General features: G+C 47.9%; 13 protein-coding genes and 2 riboswitches. Of the genes, 1 reads left to right on the top strand and 12 read right to left on the bottom strand.

Translation table 11 applies throughout. The annotated features are described in order from the left end of the window. The 10 genes from PMI05_RS00235 to PMI05_RS00190 all read right to left on the bottom strand — a co-directional run bounded on the left by PMI05_RS00235 (nt 1) and on the right by PMI05_RS00190 (nt 12187). Entirely contained in the window at nt 1-1503 is a 1503-nt protein-coding gene (locus PMI05_RS00235; protein WP_007715733.1) for a spore germination protein, read from the bottom strand. 126 nt (nt 1504-1629) lie between these two features. After that, complete coding sequence (gene ribE / locus PMI05_RS00230) at nt 1630-2094, bottom strand: 6,7-dimethyl-8-ribityllumazine synthase (protein ID WP_039959874.1); 465 nt, start codon at nt 2092-2094, stop codon at nt 1630-1632. 15 nt (nt 2095-2109) lie between these two features. After that, a complete protein-coding gene (locus tag PMI05_RS00225; RefSeq protein ID WP_007715729.1) occupies nt 2110-3309 on the bottom strand; it encodes a bifunctional 3,4-dihydroxy-2-butanone-4-phosphate synthase/GTP cyclohydrolase II in 1200 nt (399 codons plus the stop codon). A 16-nt stretch (nt 3310-3325) separates the two neighbouring features. Further along, nucleotides 3326-3982 carry a riboflavin synthase gene (locus PMI05_RS00220; RefSeq protein ID WP_007715726.1) on the bottom strand — a complete coding sequence of 219 codons (657 nt, stop codon included), beginning with the start codon at nt 3980-3982 and terminating at the stop codon, nt 3326-3328. Nucleotides 3983-4001: 19 nt separating this feature from the next. Further along, the gene (ribD, locus tag PMI05_RS00215; protein ID WP_007715725.1) at nt 4002-5108 is read right to left on the bottom strand and encodes a bifunctional diaminohydroxyphosphoribosylaminopyrimidine deaminase/5-amino-6-(5-phosphoribosylamino)uracil reductase RibD; all 1107 of its coding nucleotides are present in this window, start codon (nt 5106-5108) and stop codon (nt 4002-4004) included. A 133-nt stretch (nt 5109-5241) separates the two neighbouring features. Beyond that, nucleotides 5242-5386, bottom strand: a riboswitch (FMN riboswitch). Nucleotides 5387-5498: 112 nt separating this feature from the next. Beyond that, a riboswitch (FMN riboswitch) is annotated at nt 5499-5647 on the bottom strand. A 76-nt stretch (nt 5648-5723) separates the two neighbouring features. Then, nucleotides 5724-6383, bottom strand: coding sequence for an HAD family hydrolase (locus PMI05_RS00210; protein ID WP_007715723.1), 660 nt, complete (start codon nt 6381-6383; stop codon nt 5724-5726). A gap of 147 nt (nt 6384-6530) precedes the next feature. After that, nucleotides 6531-7463 (bottom strand): c-type cytochrome, encoded by a 933-nt coding sequence (locus tag PMI05_RS00205; protein WP_007715722.1) that lies wholly within the window; start codon nt 7461-7463, stop codon nt 6531-6533. A 158-nt stretch (nt 7464-7621) separates the two neighbouring features. Beyond that, a complete protein-coding gene (locus PMI05_RS00200; protein ID WP_007715719.1) occupies nt 7622-9001 on the bottom strand; it encodes a sigma-54 dependent transcriptional regulator in 1380 nt (459 codons plus the stop codon). A gap of 7 nt (nt 9002-9008) precedes the next feature. Continuing rightward, nucleotides 9009-11195 (bottom strand): ATP-binding protein, encoded by a 2187-nt coding sequence (locus PMI05_RS00195; RefSeq protein ID WP_007715716.1) that lies wholly within the window; start codon nt 11193-11195, stop codon nt 9009-9011. After that, nucleotides 11192-12187, bottom strand: a complete 996-nt coding sequence (locus tag PMI05_RS00190; protein WP_007715713.1) for an ABC transporter substrate-binding protein — start codon at nt 12185-12187, stop codon at nt 11192-11194. The genes PMI05_RS00195 and PMI05_RS00190 overlap by 4 nt, the downstream gene beginning before the upstream one ends. 192 nt (nt 12188-12379) lie before the next feature. Here PMI05_RS00190 and PMI05_RS00185 point away from each other — a divergent pair, with 192 nt between their 5' ends. After that, complete coding sequence (locus PMI05_RS00185) at nt 12380-13369, top strand: aldo/keto reductase family protein (protein ID WP_007715711.1); 990 nt, start codon at nt 12380-12382, stop codon at nt 13367-13369. Here PMI05_RS00185 and PMI05_RS00180 read toward each other — a convergent pair. Together PMI05_RS00180 and PMI05_RS00175 are read right to left on the bottom strand one after the other, a co-directional pair. Beyond that, nucleotides 13366-14247 (bottom strand): LysR substrate-binding domain-containing protein, encoded by an 882-nt coding sequence (locus PMI05_RS00180; RefSeq protein WP_007715708.1) that lies wholly within the window; start codon nt 14245-14247, stop codon nt 13366-13368. The genes PMI05_RS00185 and PMI05_RS00180 overlap by 4 nt on opposite strands. Before the next feature lie 164 nt (nt 14248-14411). Beyond that, nucleotides 14412-15056, bottom strand: coding sequence for a hypothetical protein (locus PMI05_RS00175; RefSeq protein ID WP_007715705.1), 645 nt, complete (start codon nt 15054-15056; stop codon nt 14412-14414). Nucleotides 15057-15115: the final 59 nt, after the last annotated feature.

Below are 15115 nucleotides of genomic sequence, written 5' to 3'. Positions count from 1 at the left end.
CTAGTCCTCCCCAACTGGCCGGACATGCTTTTGCTTTGCCCGGGACATGCGGTTTCGATTGACGATAAACCTTAATGGTGCACGTACGAGACTATTCATCAAATCGGTCCATTGACGCGGAACCCCCGGAGCCATGTACGGCGTCCCGAGTGATGTCAGATTGAGCAAGTGTGCGAATAAAAACGCCAGTGCCAGTAGCTGGCCGTACATGCCCAATACACCTGCCATCAAGATGAAACCATAGCGAACGAGCCGAATCGCATTACTCATCAAAAAATTGGGTGGCACAAAAGAAAGCAGTGCCGATACGGAAACAAGGACGATCAAGATATTACTGGCTAACCCCGCTTGTACAGAGGCTGTCCCGATCACGATACCGCCAACGATACCGATTGTCTGTCCGATTTTAGTCGGCATGCGTATCCCCGCTTCCCGCAGGATCTCGATGACGAGCTCAATAATGAGCACCTCGATCACGGGCGGAAAAGGCACCCGACTACGTGATTCAGACAAAATTGTCAGTAAAGCAGGGGGAAGCATTTCCGGATGATACGTCAAGACAGAGACGTAACTGGATGTGAGCATAATGGTGATAAATAAACCGAAAAAGCGAATCATCCGCAGCAAGCTTGCCGTTGACCATCGATTGTAAAAGTCTTCGGGGCTGCTAAACATCTCCAGAAAGGAAGTCGGGCAGATTGCGGCATCCGGGCTGCCATTCAGCATGATCACGATTCTACCGTCCAATAAAGCTGCTGTTGCATTGTCAGGCCGCCCCGTCAAGCCAAACTGCGGGAACGGAGAGTACGGCTTGTCCTCCAGCATTTGCTTCAATATAGGCATCCCGACAAATCCGTGGTAAATAACATTGTCGATCCTTTTTTTCACGCGCTCCACATTTTCCGCGTTTGCGATATTGTCCAAATAAATCACAGCTACCTTGTTCTGTGCCTGGGTGCCAATCGTGTAGCTTGATACTTTCAGATGAGGCGTAGCCAGTCTTCTCCGAATCAAAGACAAATTAATCTCCAGCATTTCAACAAAGGAGTCTTGCGGTCCAAGGACGGTCGCCTCCGTCTCGGATTTCGTAATAGAACGATGCGGGACCTGAAAAGTATTCACATGCAGAATGAGATCCCTTTCCAGGAAAAACAAGATGGTATGACCGCGTAGCAAGTTACTCATCAACGTCTCCATATCATCGAGAAGACATTCCTGTGAAAAAGGGAGCGCCTGCATCGGATCTTTACCATCAGAACGCTGCAATGGAAGAAAGACATTCTCATAAATCTGGGACACATCCACCAGCGTATCGAGAAAAAAAACGTGTACCTCTTCGTCATTCATCTTCAATGACAAGCTGCTGAGGTCATCCACGTTTTGCATGCATTGTTTTACCATATCCGGTGTAATTTGTTCGCTTCGCCGCGCTTGAACCGAACCGATGCGCCGCTTTGCTTGTATGGCCTCTACTTGCGTTCTCCACCAATCAGTCGGCTTCACGCTAGATCCCCCCTTTATTCAGGAAAATCTTTCTTACTTTGACCTGTCCGTGGTGATTTTATCCAAAAAAATAGAAAACGGGAGCCGAAGCCCCCGTTGAAATATCTCGTTCTCCATATGAACTGCTTAGGCGAACTGCTTAGATAAATTAGCCATTTCGATCGCTGCTGTTGCTGCTTCCCAGCCTTTGTTGCCTGCTTTTGTTCCCGCTCGCTCGATGGCTTGCTCGATATTGTCTGTCGTCAAAACACCAAAAATAACAGGTATCCCAGTCGATAGAGATAGGGACGCAACTCCTTTTGCGGTCTCATTGCAGACGTAATCGAAGTGCGGAGTGGACCCACGAATGACAGCTCCCAATGTAACAACCGCATCATAGCGACCGGATTCCGCCATTTTTTTAGCGATCAACGGAATTTCAAATGCCCCCGGTACCCAAGCCACGTCTACCTGCTCATCTTCTACGCCATGACGCTTTAGGGCATCGAGAGCCCCTCCGACCAGCTTGCTTACGATCAATTCATTAAAACGTCCTGCCACAATCCCTACACGCAAACCTGTTCCAACCAAATGTCCTTCAAAAGTTTTCATGCTCATTCCCTCTCCTTATCCGTGTAGATGAAGCAGGTGACCCAGCTTCTCTTGTTTTGTTGATAGGTACTGTTTGTTGTGCAGATGCTCTGGCATTTGAAGCGGCACCCGTTCTTCTACTGCTAATCCGTAACCGGTAAGCCCGCGGATTTTTCGTGGATTATTGGTCAAAAGCCGCATGCGCTGCACGCCTAAATCTCGCAAGATTTGCGCACCGATACCGTAATCCCGCAGATCAGCGGCGAACCCTAGCTTTTCATTGGCCTCAACCGTATCCAAGCCTTCCTCCTGTAGCTTGTAGGCACGCAGCTTATTAATCAAGCCAATGCCTCTGCCCTCTTGGCGCATGTACAATAAAATGCCGCGTCCGTTCGCTTCGATCTGTTCCAATGCAGCGTGCAGCTGTGGACCGCAGTCGCAGCGATGAGAGCCGAAAATATCTCCTGTCAAGCACTCCGAGTGAACACGGACGAGAACGGGCTCATCCGGTCCGATCTCTCCCTTGATGAGAGCGACATGCTCTTTGCCATCCAGCTCGTTCGTGTAGGCGGCGATCCGAAAATCACCGTAGGCGGTCGGAAGCTGCACTTCGATTTCCCGTTTCACCATGGATTCCGTCCGCATCCGATACGCTATCAAGTCTGCAATCGTAATCAGCTTGAGATCAAAGCGGCGTGCGATCTCTACCAATTGCGGCAGACGTGCCATGGAGCCATCCTCGTTCATAATTTCGCAAATGACTCCCGCCGGTATGCCCCCCGCCAAGCGAGCCAAATCAACTGCCGCCTCCGTATGTCCTGCTCTGCGCAATACACCGCCAGACTTCGCGATTAACGGAAAAATATGTCCCGGTCTGCGGAAATCTTCTGCGGTCTTTTGATCATCAAGCATCGCCAAGACAGTCTGAGAGCGCTCATGAGCGGATATCCCTGTATGAGTACTGCCTTCATCGATGGACACGGTAAAAGCCGTTCCCTGCTTGTCTGTATTGGACTTCACCATCGGATGGAGCTGCAAACGAGTTGCGTGCTCTTCTGTCACCGGTACGCAAACGAGTCCTCTCCCATGTGTAACCATGAAATTGATCATTTCAGGCGTAGCCGCTTCGGCCATGCAGACAAAATCTCCCTCGTTTTCCCGATCCTCATCATCTACCACGATGACCGCCTTGCCTTGACGCAAATCTTCCAATGCTTCTTCTATGCGATGAAACATGCTTTCTCCCTCCTTCTCACGCGAAGCCGTTTTCCTGCAAAAAGGCTAGACTGAGCCCGCCAGATTTCTCTGTACCGCCAAGGTTTTGATAACCTAACAAACGCTCCACGTATTTGCCAATGACATCTGTTTCGAGATTCACCAAGTCCCCAGGTCGTCTGTCTGCAAGACTCGTATTCGCCAGCGTATGCGGAATGATCGAAACGGTAAAACCGTTATCGTTTACGTCCACCACGGTGAGACTGATGCCGTCTATGCAAATCGATCCACGGACAATGACGTACTTCAACAGCTGTGATTTGGCCTCAATCCGAAACACGACTGCATTCGCATTCACCTCTCGTGAAGCGACCATTCCAGTCCCATCTACATGTCCGGAGACGATATGCCCGCCGAAACGGTCCCCCAGCCGCATCGCTCTCTCCAAATTCACTCGCTGTCCGCTGCGTAATTGCCGCAAGCTTGTCTTGTTCATCGTCTCTGGCATCACATCGACGCTAAACTGACGATTCGTATAAGAAGTAACCGTAAGGCAAATGCCATTGACCGAGATACTGTCCCCGAGCTTTACCCCTTCGAGTACCTGCTGTGCGCGGATGACCAGTCGACTCGCCTGCTCGTTCCCTTGAATCGCTTCCAACACGCCCACTTCTTCGACCAGTCCCGTGAACATGCTCTCTCCTCCTCACTTGCTACGTCTGATCCTCCCATTGTGGGTACCCGATGATTTGTACATCACCTTTCCCGATCGGTGTGACAGTAACATTTGTCAGCTGTACCGCTTCTCCCACCGTCGCAAAGCCTTGACCACCGAATGGCGAGGGCGCACCGCTTCCCCCGATCAGCTTTAGCGCGATATGGCTCACGACCTTTTGAATCGCTCTCGCCTGCAAAAAGGAGCCATTGACTTCCTGCCCGCCTTCCACTAGCAACGAGGTAATCCCCAGTTCTCCCAACGTATCCAGCACCTTTTCCACGCGAATTGGCGCTTCCGTCGTGATGACCTTTACTCCTCTTGCCGCAAGCAGCTCCTGCTTTTCCCTAGAGGCTGCATCTGTTGTAAAGATCCATGTCTTCGCATCTGCATTCTGGACGACACGGGCATCCAGCGGCGTCCGTAAATGATTGTCCAAAATCACGCGAACTGGCTGGCTTCCAAAACGCTGCTCTTCCTTGCGTGCCGTCAACAGTGGGTCATCAGCGAGAATCGTCCCAACCCCAATCAGGATCGCATCGTGCTGCCTGCGCAGTTCATGCACCTCTGCCCGAGCCTCTGCTCCAGTAATCCACCGACTGTGTCCCGTGAACGAAGCGATTTTCCCGTCCAATGTACTGGCTGTCTTTACCGTCACAAATGGACGACTGGTCTGGATGTAATGGAAAAAGACTTCATTGAGCGCCTTCGCTTCCTCTTCTCTCACGCCCACCGCCACTTCCAGCCCTGCTGCCCGCAGCATCTCCATTCCTCTTCCCGCCACCAGTGGATTCGGGTCGAGTGTCGCTACAACGACACGACGTACATCAGCTGCGATCAACGCCTCTGCACACGGCGGTGTTTTTCCGTAGTGACTGCAAGGCTCCAGTGTCACGTACACGGTCGCGCCTTGCGCTTTTTCCCCAGCCATCCGTAGTGCGTGTACCTCAGCATGGGGCTCTCCTGCCCGCAGATGCGCTCCCATTCCCACGATGGTTCCATCCTTCACAATCACAGCTCCGACCATGGGATTCGGACTGGTTTGGCCTCGTGCCGATCGTGCCAGTTCCAGCGCCAGATCCATGTACTTGCTGTCCTGTTCCATACCGCACTCCTCTCTGTTCCATCATTCCAGCCAAGCACAACGCAAAAAGCCCTTGAAACCTCAGAGCGTTTCAGGGCATAGGGAAAGAAGCCTTACCTCATCCGTTTTTCAAAAAAACAAATGAAGAAAGCAGAAAAATCTTCTTCCATCCGGACTGTACCGTCGGCTCTGGGTTTTCACCAGATCAGTCGCTTCCAACGTGGTCAGCGAGTCGCGGGCTCAGACGTACGTACGCCATTACCGCCGGTCAGGAATTTCACCTTGCCCTGAAGATTGTCGCTATGAAGTTTTATGAAAAATAAAAACGCCCATGAATATTATGCTCAGGGCGTTCAGAAAGAAGCCTTGTTTCTACCGTTTTTTGAAAAAAACAGCGAAACAGGCCGTTCCAAATACCTTCTCCCATCCGGACTGTACCGTCGGCCTTGGATTTGCACCAAGTCAGTCGCTATCAACTGCTTACGATAGCGAGTCGCGGGCTCAGACGTGCGTTCGTCATTACCGCCGGTCGGGAATTGCACCCTACCCTGAAGGCTGGTATTCAGTTAGGCAAAGTATAGCACATTTTTCGCTATTGTCTGTAATCATTTATTGGGGAAATGCACTTCACCCTTGCTAGCACTTTTCAAGAACGGTCAAGAGTTCTTTCAAATCATTTATGTATGCCTTTGGCACAACACCATTTTGCTCCATGTCCTGCTCGTTCCCTTGATAGGCAATAAACGCGACTTGTCCGTCGCAGGCCGCCTTACCATCGATCCACGAATCCCCGATCATCGTCCAAGCCGAAACAGGCCAATCCGGCTTGCAGCTGCGAATATAGTGAATGCCCGATGGAGATGGCTTCAAGGTCGTCATCTGCTCGCGGGCTACGATTTCGTCAAAGTAAGAGGCGATTCCCGTCTCGTTCAACGCCTCCTCTGCGGCGGCATAGGCGTTGTTGGTCAGGATATACAGCTGATAGCGGTTCTTCAGCTCCTCTAGCACTTCTACCGCGTGCTGCTCCAACACAGCGCCATGCATCCCTTCTTTCTCGATTTCGGTTACCGCATCCCACATCGCTTGCTCCAGCTCTCTCGTCATCTGCTCCGCTTTTCGTCCGATCTCAATGAGCTGCGATGCGGTATGCTTTTCCCACTCAAGTGTTGGAGAAACGATCCCATTATCCACCCATAGCTGAAAAATGGCCCGCTTCATCTCGGCAAAATTGATCCTGGATTGCAGCAAGGTGTTGTCCATATCGAAAATAATTCCTTTTTGAAAGGTTCTGCTCATTTTGCGCCTCCTTTTTTGACAATACGCCATGCTGGTTCAAGAGTTCACCCATGTGGATGATACTTCCATTTTATCAAAAAGAGGACTATCCCTCAGTCATTTAATAACTTTTGGGACAGCCCCTTTTTGGGGTTAGCTATTGAGTTCCTATTGCTTCTTCTTGGCGCTATCTACTTCATACGGTACATCCTTTGGAACGCCTCCAGCTGGCCAGTCTTGTGCCTTTTTGGCAAAGTCCGGACGTGGCTTGGACAAAATATAGGCTGCTAGGTCCGCTGCTTCTTGATCCGTTAACGACCCTTGCTTGATACCGCCCATTTCCCCTAAAGGCATGTTGCGCTGAATGTAGCCAGCAGCTTTGGAAATTCGGGCCATACCTGCACCAATATTGAAGGAGTTATCCCCCCATAGCGCTGGTCCAGAGTTTGGTCCTGTTCCTGAACCATCAGCTGCATGGCATTGCAAACACGATTTTTGAAAGAGGGCTTCTCCATTTGCCACATTCGGTTGAGGTACGCTCTTCATATCATTTTTCTCTATCCACGGGCGCTCTTTAATTCCTACTGGTACATCTGTTGAGATATACGACAGATAGGCTACCATCGCTCTCATTTCATCGCTGTTGTAAGGCAATGGCTTTCCATTCATGCTTCGTTGAAAACAACCATTGATGCGATCCTCAATGGTAACCACTTTGCCAGACCTTGGAATGTACTGGGGATAGACTGCGGTGACACCCGTTAAAGGAGAGGTAGCATCCATTCCTGCATTACCGTGACAGCTGGAGCAGGAGAGCTTATTCCCTGTGTATTCAGGGATCACTGTGCTCGTTTCATTCATTAACTTATGTCCATACTTAATCGATTCTCCCAATGGCCCTTCTGGCACCTTGTCCATACTAGGCGGGGTGTAGGAATCTAAACTAATTGCTCCAGATGCCCCACTCGCTGTTTTATCTTTGGCCTCACTCGCTGTTGGGGTGGGTTGAGCGGTCAGCTGTGTAGCGCAGCCTGCAAAGACCAGCATCGCCACTACTACCATAGACAGCTTCTTCCAGCCTGTCTTCTCTTTTTTGATCATAGGTCTCACTCCTCCATGTTGATCGTGCATTCACTAGATAAGAGTAGCAAGAGGCGTGCCAAACCATAAAAGCAGGAGAACGAACGGCTTGACGCTTCCAAACAACAAGAAGAAGAAAAGACCATGCCAAAATGTCATGGTCAGTACGCGACAAAATGTCACGGTCGCAGCTCGTACTCTTCGATTTTTCGGTACAGATTACGTACGCTGATCCCCAGCTTCTCCGCTGTCTTGGTCTTGTTCCATTGCAGAACGTCCAGCACATGCTTGATATGTTCTCGCTCTACATTTTTCAGTAAAAATTCCTCTTCCTCCCCAGTTTCTGCTGATGAAATGAGCTTTCGATCTGACGGGGTGTGAGGTACTGACTGCTCGTGAGGAAAGAGATCCTTGTCGTCAATTTCCTCTCCTTTTGCCAAAACGACAGCACGTTCGATCATATGAGCCAACTCCCGAACATTCCCCGGGAATGAGTAGGCCAAAAGAGCTGCCTGCGCTTTCACAGAAAGCGGTTTGACTGGATACTTACGCTTGAGTCGATTTAAAAAGAAAGCCGACAGTGGCAAAATGTCCTCTCTTCTCTTGGTGAGAGGTGGAACCGTTATATCCATGACATGCAGCCGGAAATAAAGATCGGATCGGAACGTTCCTTCTTCCACTTTCTTTTCCAAGTCGGCATTGGTAGCAGCAATGATACGAACATCCACCTTGTGCAGAATCGGGCTACCTATTCGGCGAAATTCGCCGGTTTCCAGAAAACGGAGCAGCTTAACCTGCAAAGGAAAAGGCAAGTCCCCTACTTCATCCAGAAAGAGCGTCCCCAGGTGGGCAATCTCTACCAGTCCCTTTTTCTGAGCAGTTGCGCCAGTAAAGGCTCCCTTTTCGTGCCCGAACAGTTCACTTTCCAGCATCGTTTCTGGTATCGCCCCTAAATTGATTGGTACGAATGCCTCTGTTGCTCGCTCACTACATTCATAAATGAGTCTCGCAATGACATCCTTCCCTGTTCCACTTTCCCCTTTTAAGAGAACGAGAAAATCCGTACTGGCTACTCGCTTGGCCGTTGCTAGGACCTCTTTTAGCTTCGGGCTTTCCGCAACGATTTGAAACGTCGTTTTCCCGTTTGTTGATAGAGCTTCTCTCAACTGTTGGTTTTCCTCGGTCAACTGCTGTTTTTCGACGGCCTTGGAAATCAAAACCTCCAATTCATTGAGATTGTAAGGTTTTGTCAAATAATCATAAGCGCCGCGTTTCATTGCTTCGATTGCTGTTTCGATAGTTCCGTGTCCGGTCACAACAATGATTTGAATGGCAGGAGAGGTTTCCTTGCACCATTGCAGAAAGGAGAGACCGTCCATCCCGGGCATTTTCAAATCAAGCAGAATGACATGAATCGTTTCACTGGTTACTAGGTTCTGTGCACTGATTCCGTCAGATGCTTCCAGCGTGGTATATCCTTTTCTCTTTAATCGACTGGTTAATAGATGGCGGAAATCTGCTTCGTCATCAACGATGAGTATACGTGTGTCTGCCTGCATCTTTTGTTCATTTCCCCTTTGCCGACGGCAGAATGACCGTAACAGTCGTGCCTTTGTTCGGCGTACTTTCGATCTCGATTTCTCCACCTAAATTCGTCACAATCCCGTAGCAGACCGATAACCCGAGACCAGTCCCTTTTCCAGGAGGCTTGGTTGTATAAAAGGGCTCCAAAACATGTGGCAAATCTGCTGTAGGTATACCGCATCCATCATCTCTGATCCACAGACGGAGTCGATCATTTGATGGAGAATCAGTTGCTATCTCAATATTTCCTCGCTCCTGGGTCGCGTACAGCGCATTGGTTAACAGATTGAGCAAGATCTGCTGAAGTTGTCCAGGCGTAGCGAGAAGAAACGGAGCAGAGGCCAACAGAGACTGGCTTACCGTTACCTGTTTGACACGTATTTCATGGGACAAAAGAATGAGAATGTCTGATAGGACTTGATGAATATCTACTTTTTCTACGGTAACTGGTGATTTCCCCGAAAAGTGCAGCAATCGGGTCGTGATTTCCTTGCAACGGTTAATTTGTTTGTCCATCGTGTCCAAGTATTGGGTAAGCTCTCCTGTGTCCTGCAAATCTCGAATATCCTCGTCCACTAGACGGTCTCGCAAGTCTTGTCCATACAACGACAGAATGCCTAATGGATTATTGATTTCATGAGCGATGCCCGACGCCAAGAGTCCAATAGCAGCGAGCTTGTCTGCTTGCGCGATAGCGGCTTCTAGCTCTCGTTTCTCCGTGATGTCCTCGATGACCTCCAGAAAAGCAGACGACTCTTTCTCCGGATGCAGAGGGAAAACCTGATGTCGATAAGAACGGACACGTCCATCCTGATCGACTCTGGAGGAAATAAGGTCAGTCTGCTTTTGGTTTACCATTTGCCTCGTTCGGAGCATGCAACTACTGCATGAACTGAATTGCTGACCAATCGTCTGATGGCAGTCTTTTCCCAGAAGAGTAGCTGCATCCTGGAACCACGCCGACGCTGTTTGGTTAATCCAGCGAATACGAAAAGATTCATCTACGAGAATCAACCCCATCCCCATGCCACTGACGACGAGATCAAGCCGTTTCTTTTCTTCGAGAAGCTGATTGGTCTTCGTCTCCAGACTTTGTGCCATTTCATTGCAGGACGCTGCTAACCTACCAATTTCATCTGAAGTCGTTACTGGTATTCGTACGGATAAGTCGCCACCTGCGATTTTTTGCACAGCTGATTCGATCTTTTCCATTAATCGGCTAAACGAGACAGAGAACACAATGCTAATCCCCAGAACGATAAGTGCAATGAATAAGGTCGTAAAGAGCAGAGATTGTTCCAATTTTGAAAAGGCAGCAAACGCCGTTTGGCTCGACTGTTCCAGCATAATGACCCAATGTGTGACAGAAGAGCGCATGGCATAGTTGACCATGACATCTCCATTGGAAGCTTGATACGTACGGATAACAGGCTTGTCAGTTTGATCTGGTAGTGTCCACGAGGGAGGAACCGCTTGTTCATAATAGGTCAAAGAGCCATCAGAAGGCTTGCCCAGCATAAACGGATCGGCAAACCTATCGCTTTTCCCATCTGTGACGAACAAATAGGCCTCGTTTTCATATCGAGCTCGCAGTGTGACTTGTTCGAGTAACTGTTTTACATTGAGCTTTACGTACATGCCGCCTTTTACACCGTTAGCAGATACATGAGGGATCGCGATAGTTACCAGCAGCTTCCCTTCTGCTGATCGGACAATGCTTCCGATGTATGGTTTTCCCGACTGGATCGCGGAAAGAAGTTGGTTGTCTCGCTCTCTGGGCGTGTCCAGCTTTTGATGTTTCCAACGATTCAGCAAATACTGCGGCTCTCCATCCTGATTAAAAAGCGCAACTTCCTCCATGTAAGGAGAAGTTTTCAATAACGTATTCAGCAAGAAATAAGCATCTTCATCATTAGGGCGTTCATTGAGAAAACGCTGCTGAACCACTTGCATGGATTGGGACGTATGTAAAAAAAGCATATCTAACTGCGCCAACGTATTTTCCACGTAGATCTGATTGGCTCTATCTACCTCTTCTCGAACCTTATCTTTACTGGTAAGCAAATTGATATAACCAAGAATCAGAAAAGGGATGATGGACATGCATAGCCCAAACAGGAGCATTTTTGTCTTCAGTCGATTGATGCGTGGTAGTCTGCTCCTCCTCATTTGTTCCTCACTCCATACCATTCTTGTGCCAGTGACCACTGTTGATCGGTTACGGTAATGGGAAGCTTGGACAGGGAAGTGGCATTTACAGCTAACCGTATGTCATCCGGCCATTCGATTGACAGATCGGTAGGAGGGACTCCATCCAACACCCGAGCCACCATATGAGCAGCCTGCATGCCTTGTGCATGAAAAGAAACGCCGTAAGCGGCATACAAACCAGCCTTCACCTGCTCGGGGTAAGAGCCCATGACAAACAATTGCTTATCGATCAAAAGAGGCAAACAATCAGTAATCGCGTCTTCTAGAACGTAGCTAGGTAAAGGAAGCATGGCGTCGTATTCCCCTGGAGAGAGCGTACTGAGTAATTGCTCCAAGTCTTTCGGGGAAGCAACCTGCTTCACGTGCAAGCGAACACCAAGCAAGGAAGCAGCTGACCTAGCTTCTACGATAGCTTGCTCTGTCGTAGGAGCATGAGAATCGGCAATGATCAGAATACGCTTGGCATCAGGCAACAAACGAGTTGTCAGCTCCAATCTTTTCCCAATCACATTCATTTGTCCATTGCTGATTCCACACGTAACCGTCCCCTCGGTCTCAACAAGGGGTAGCTCGACCAATGAGGCGACACCAATAAAAACAATGGGAACCGTCGTTGACGCCTGTTGAATCAAAAAGGTCTCGTGTGCCCCTGTCGTTACGATTACATCAGGCTTTTTTGAAATCAAGTCCTGGACAAGGGTGCTCTCCTCTTCTAGCGTCTGAACCATATTCAAATAAACGGGCACATACTGAACACGTGCTCCTTCACTGAGACCTAACGATTGCAATCCAGCCTTTAATCCAGCTACTTTATCTTTTCTATCCTCATTGGCAATCACAATTCCTATCGTGTAAAGATCCACGTCCTGTTTTTGCTGACTACTGGACCAATCGAGCAGAGTTCCTGCCACTAACAAGATGAGAAAAAGGACTTTCCTTTGTTTCTTCATAGTTATCACATCCAACTCTCATCATAGCGGCAAATGATTGCAGAAAATGTGAATAATTAACAAACCTTGGTCAATGAATACGGTTTGGTCCAAATAATATGATTTCCATATTAATCATGATCATTTTATATATTTTTCATATTTAATTACACTTGTTATAATCTGTTTAAATTTGGAAGGAGGAAGGACTCCATGGAATATCGGAGACTTGGCAAAAGCGGCTTATCCGTAAGCGAGATTGCATTGGGAAACTGGATCACTCACGGTGCTCAAGTAGATGACACCACAGCACAAGCCTGCGTACATGCTGCATTAGACGCTGGAATCACCACGTTCGATACTGCTGATGTGTATTCGGAAACGAGAGCGGAAGCGATTTTGGGTGAGTCTTTAAAGAGGATTCGTCGTGAAAGTATTGAGTTGTGCACGAAGGTTTTTCATCCGACCGGTACCGGAAAAAACGATCGGGGTCTCTCCCGTAAACACATCATGGAAGCCTGCCACGCTTCCCTTCGCAGATTGCAAACGGATTACATTGACGTCTATTATGCACACCGTTTTGATCCAACTACATCGCTGGAAGAAACATTTTTGGCCTTTTCCGATTTGGTTCGGCAGGGAAAGGTTCTCTATGTAGGGGTAAGTGAATGGACGGCAGAGCAAATAGAGCTGGGAGCTGCTTTGGCAAAGGAATATCAGGTTCCCTTCGTAGCCAGTCAACCTCAGTATTCCATGCTGTGGCGTGTGATTGAAGCCGAGGTCATACCAGCGTGCGAGCGTGAAGGAATCGGACAAATTGTCTGGTCACCACTGGCGCAAGGCATTCTTTCCGGAAAATATACACCCGACAGGCCAATACCCGAGGGCTCCCGAGCGGCTTCAACCGCTGGATCTCCCTTTTTCGATAAACTGGTCGGACAATGGCTGCAAAAAGAAGTTCTTCAGGTAATTGAGCGAATCAAGCCGATCGCACAAGAAGCTGGTTTGACGCTTCCGCAACTTGCCGTTGCATGGGTTCTTCAAAACCAGCATGTATCCTCCGCTATTATTGGCGCCTCGAACCCCGAACAGATCAAAGAAAACGTCAAAGCTGCAGGAGTCAAACTAGATACGCAGGTCATGCAGCAAATCAATCATCTATTAGCTGGCGTAGCAGAGTTTGACCCTAAGAAAACAGGCTAAGATGTCGTTTCTTCCATCACATCCAGAAAGTTTGCCAGAACAGGCTCGCTTCTCTCTGTTTTCCAAGCGGCATAGAGTGGGACTGGAGGTGGCTCTTCGATAAAAGTTCGGAATACAACATCACTGCGTTGGAAAACAGCTACCGATGAGGGAACAATGGAGATACCTATACCAGCAGCTACCAGATTCACAATCGTATACATTTGAACAGCTTCCTGCACGACGCGAGGCAAAAATCCATGTTGCCTGCAAAAGTTTAAAATGAAGTCGTGAAAAGAAGTCCCCATCCGATGCGGAAACAAAATAAAGGGCTCGTCCGCTAATGCCTGTACAGAAAGGGCTGGCTGTAAAGCAAGGGGATGATTCTTGGGCAGTACGGCAACAAGTGTTTCGTTGGTAAACAAGCGAGAAGTGATATGGATGGACGGTTCTGCCACACGCAGGAAGCCAATATCAATTTTCCCATCCTCTAAAGCTTTCCGTTGTTCGGCAGATGTCATTTCTAATAGAGACAGCTCCACCTCTGGAAAACGCTCACGAAATCCCTTTATGACATGAACCAACATATCGCCCACTGCCGAATCTACAAATGCAATGGACAAATGTCCAATTTTTCCTTGGCTTGCCCGTTTTGTTCTCGTAACGGCTTGTTCCAACTGGGAAACAATTCTTCTGGATTCATCCAAAAAAATCGCGCCTGCTGCCGTAAGACGAACCTGTCTCTTGGTCCTCTCCAACAGCTGTACGCCAAGTTCTTCCTCGAGACTTTGAATTTGTTGAGTCAACGGTGGTTGCGTCATATTCAGTTTACTCGCAGCGCGATTGAAATGCAGTTCCTCTGCTACTGCAATAAAGTAGTGTAGTTTTTTCAAGTCCATAGACGCGATTTTCCTTCCTATAAGTGATCTCCTCAATTCATAGCCCCAACCATTTTTGCTCGTTAATCGTATTCGTGTCAAACTTTCTCTTTTTCATGTTCCTTCACGCCAAAAAGCGACAGCATTGCGCTGTCGCTTTTTCTATATTATTTGCTCTAAAATGATCAATCAGTTAATGAGCGCAAATATATTCCCTCCGTAGTACAAATCCTTTGGAGTAGCTCAGTGTATTTATCATCATCCGAATACAAGGGTAACGAAAAATCAAAATTTGACCATACACAAATCTTCATATCTTCAAATATAAACACGGTAGAGACTTTCTCACGAAGCCCTAATTCAAGGAATAATTCAAAATCATGTAGATTATTTATTTTGATACTCTTACTACCAGATGCTTTCAATTGTGAATGAATTTCTTTAACCCTTATTTTTTTATTGTCACTATCTAGAGCATCTGCTGCTATTTCCACGTTTACATTAGGTAATGCTGTTTTAATCCAAACTGAATTGTACACCCAAAGTTTACGGAATACCTGTTTAAATTTCTCTTCTTCTCTTAGATAGGATTGAATTAGGGTAGGATTATCATTCGTCATGTCAAAAAAGATATTTACTTGTTCAAAAACAGTTTGATTTTTTATTTGCAAGGGGAATCTATCCAGATTAAAACTTTTTTGCGGGAAACGTTCCGCCACTAGATGACTATGATCTAAGAGAGCCGTATCACACTCTATATCTCGTTCCATATCCTCTGATGGAGACCATTTCTTTCCCCATATGCCCTCAACTATCGTAGTGATATTCATCAAATTTCCACCTCAAGCTTATTCTCGAAGGATTTTACCTGTATCATCCAATGTAGCCT

The sequence above is a fragment of the Brevibacillus sp. BC25 genome, assembly GCF_000282075.1.
GTDB lineage: Bacteria > Bacillota > Bacilli > Brevibacillales > Brevibacillaceae > Brevibacillus.
The sequence above is the reverse complement of the archived record's forward strand: the minus strand, read 5'-3'. Positions and strand labels throughout refer to the sequence as shown.

Coding starts and splice junctions, on each gene's coding strand:
- ribE (WP_039959874.1), bottom strand. CDS start 2,094: ATGAAAACTTTTGAAGGACATTTGGTTGGAACAGGTTTGCGTGTAGGG.
- PMI05_RS00225 (WP_007715729.1), bottom strand. CDS start 3,309: ATGTTTCATCGCATAGAAGAAGCATTGGAAGATTTGCGTCAAGGCAAG.
- PMI05_RS00220 (WP_007715726.1), bottom strand. CDS start 3,982: ATGTTCACGGGACTGGTCGAAGAAGTGGGCGTGTTGGAAGCGATTCAA.
- ribD (WP_007715725.1), bottom strand. CDS start 5,108: ATGGAACAGGACAGCAAGTACATGGATCTGGCGCTGGAACTGGCACGA.
- PMI05_RS00210 (WP_007715723.1), bottom strand. CDS start 6,383: ATGAGCAGAACCTTTCAAAAAGGAATTATTTTCGATATGGACAACACC.
- PMI05_RS00205 (WP_007715722.1), bottom strand. CDS start 7,463: ATGATCAAAAAAGAGAAGACAGGCTGGAAGAAGCTGTCTATGGTAGTA.
- PMI05_RS00200 (WP_007715719.1), bottom strand. CDS start 9,001: ATGCAGGCAGACACACGTATACTCATCGTTGATGACGAAGCAGATTTC.
- PMI05_RS00195 (WP_007715716.1), bottom strand. CDS start 11,195: ATGAGGAGGAGCAGACTACCACGCATCAATCGACTGAAGACAAAAATG.
- PMI05_RS00190 (WP_007715713.1), bottom strand. CDS start 12,187: ATGAAGAAACAAAGGAAAGTCCTTTTTCTCATCTTGTTAGTGGCAGGA.
- PMI05_RS00185 (WP_007715711.1), top strand. CDS start 12,380: ATGGAATATCGGAGACTTGGCAAAAGCGGCTTATCCGTAAGCGAGATT.
- PMI05_RS00180 (WP_007715708.1), bottom strand. CDS start 14,247: ATGGACTTGAAAAAACTACACTACTTTATTGCAGTAGCAGAGGAACTG.
- PMI05_RS00175 (WP_007715705.1), bottom strand. CDS start 15,056: ATGAATATCACTACGATAGTTGAGGGCATATGGGGAAAGAAATGGTCT.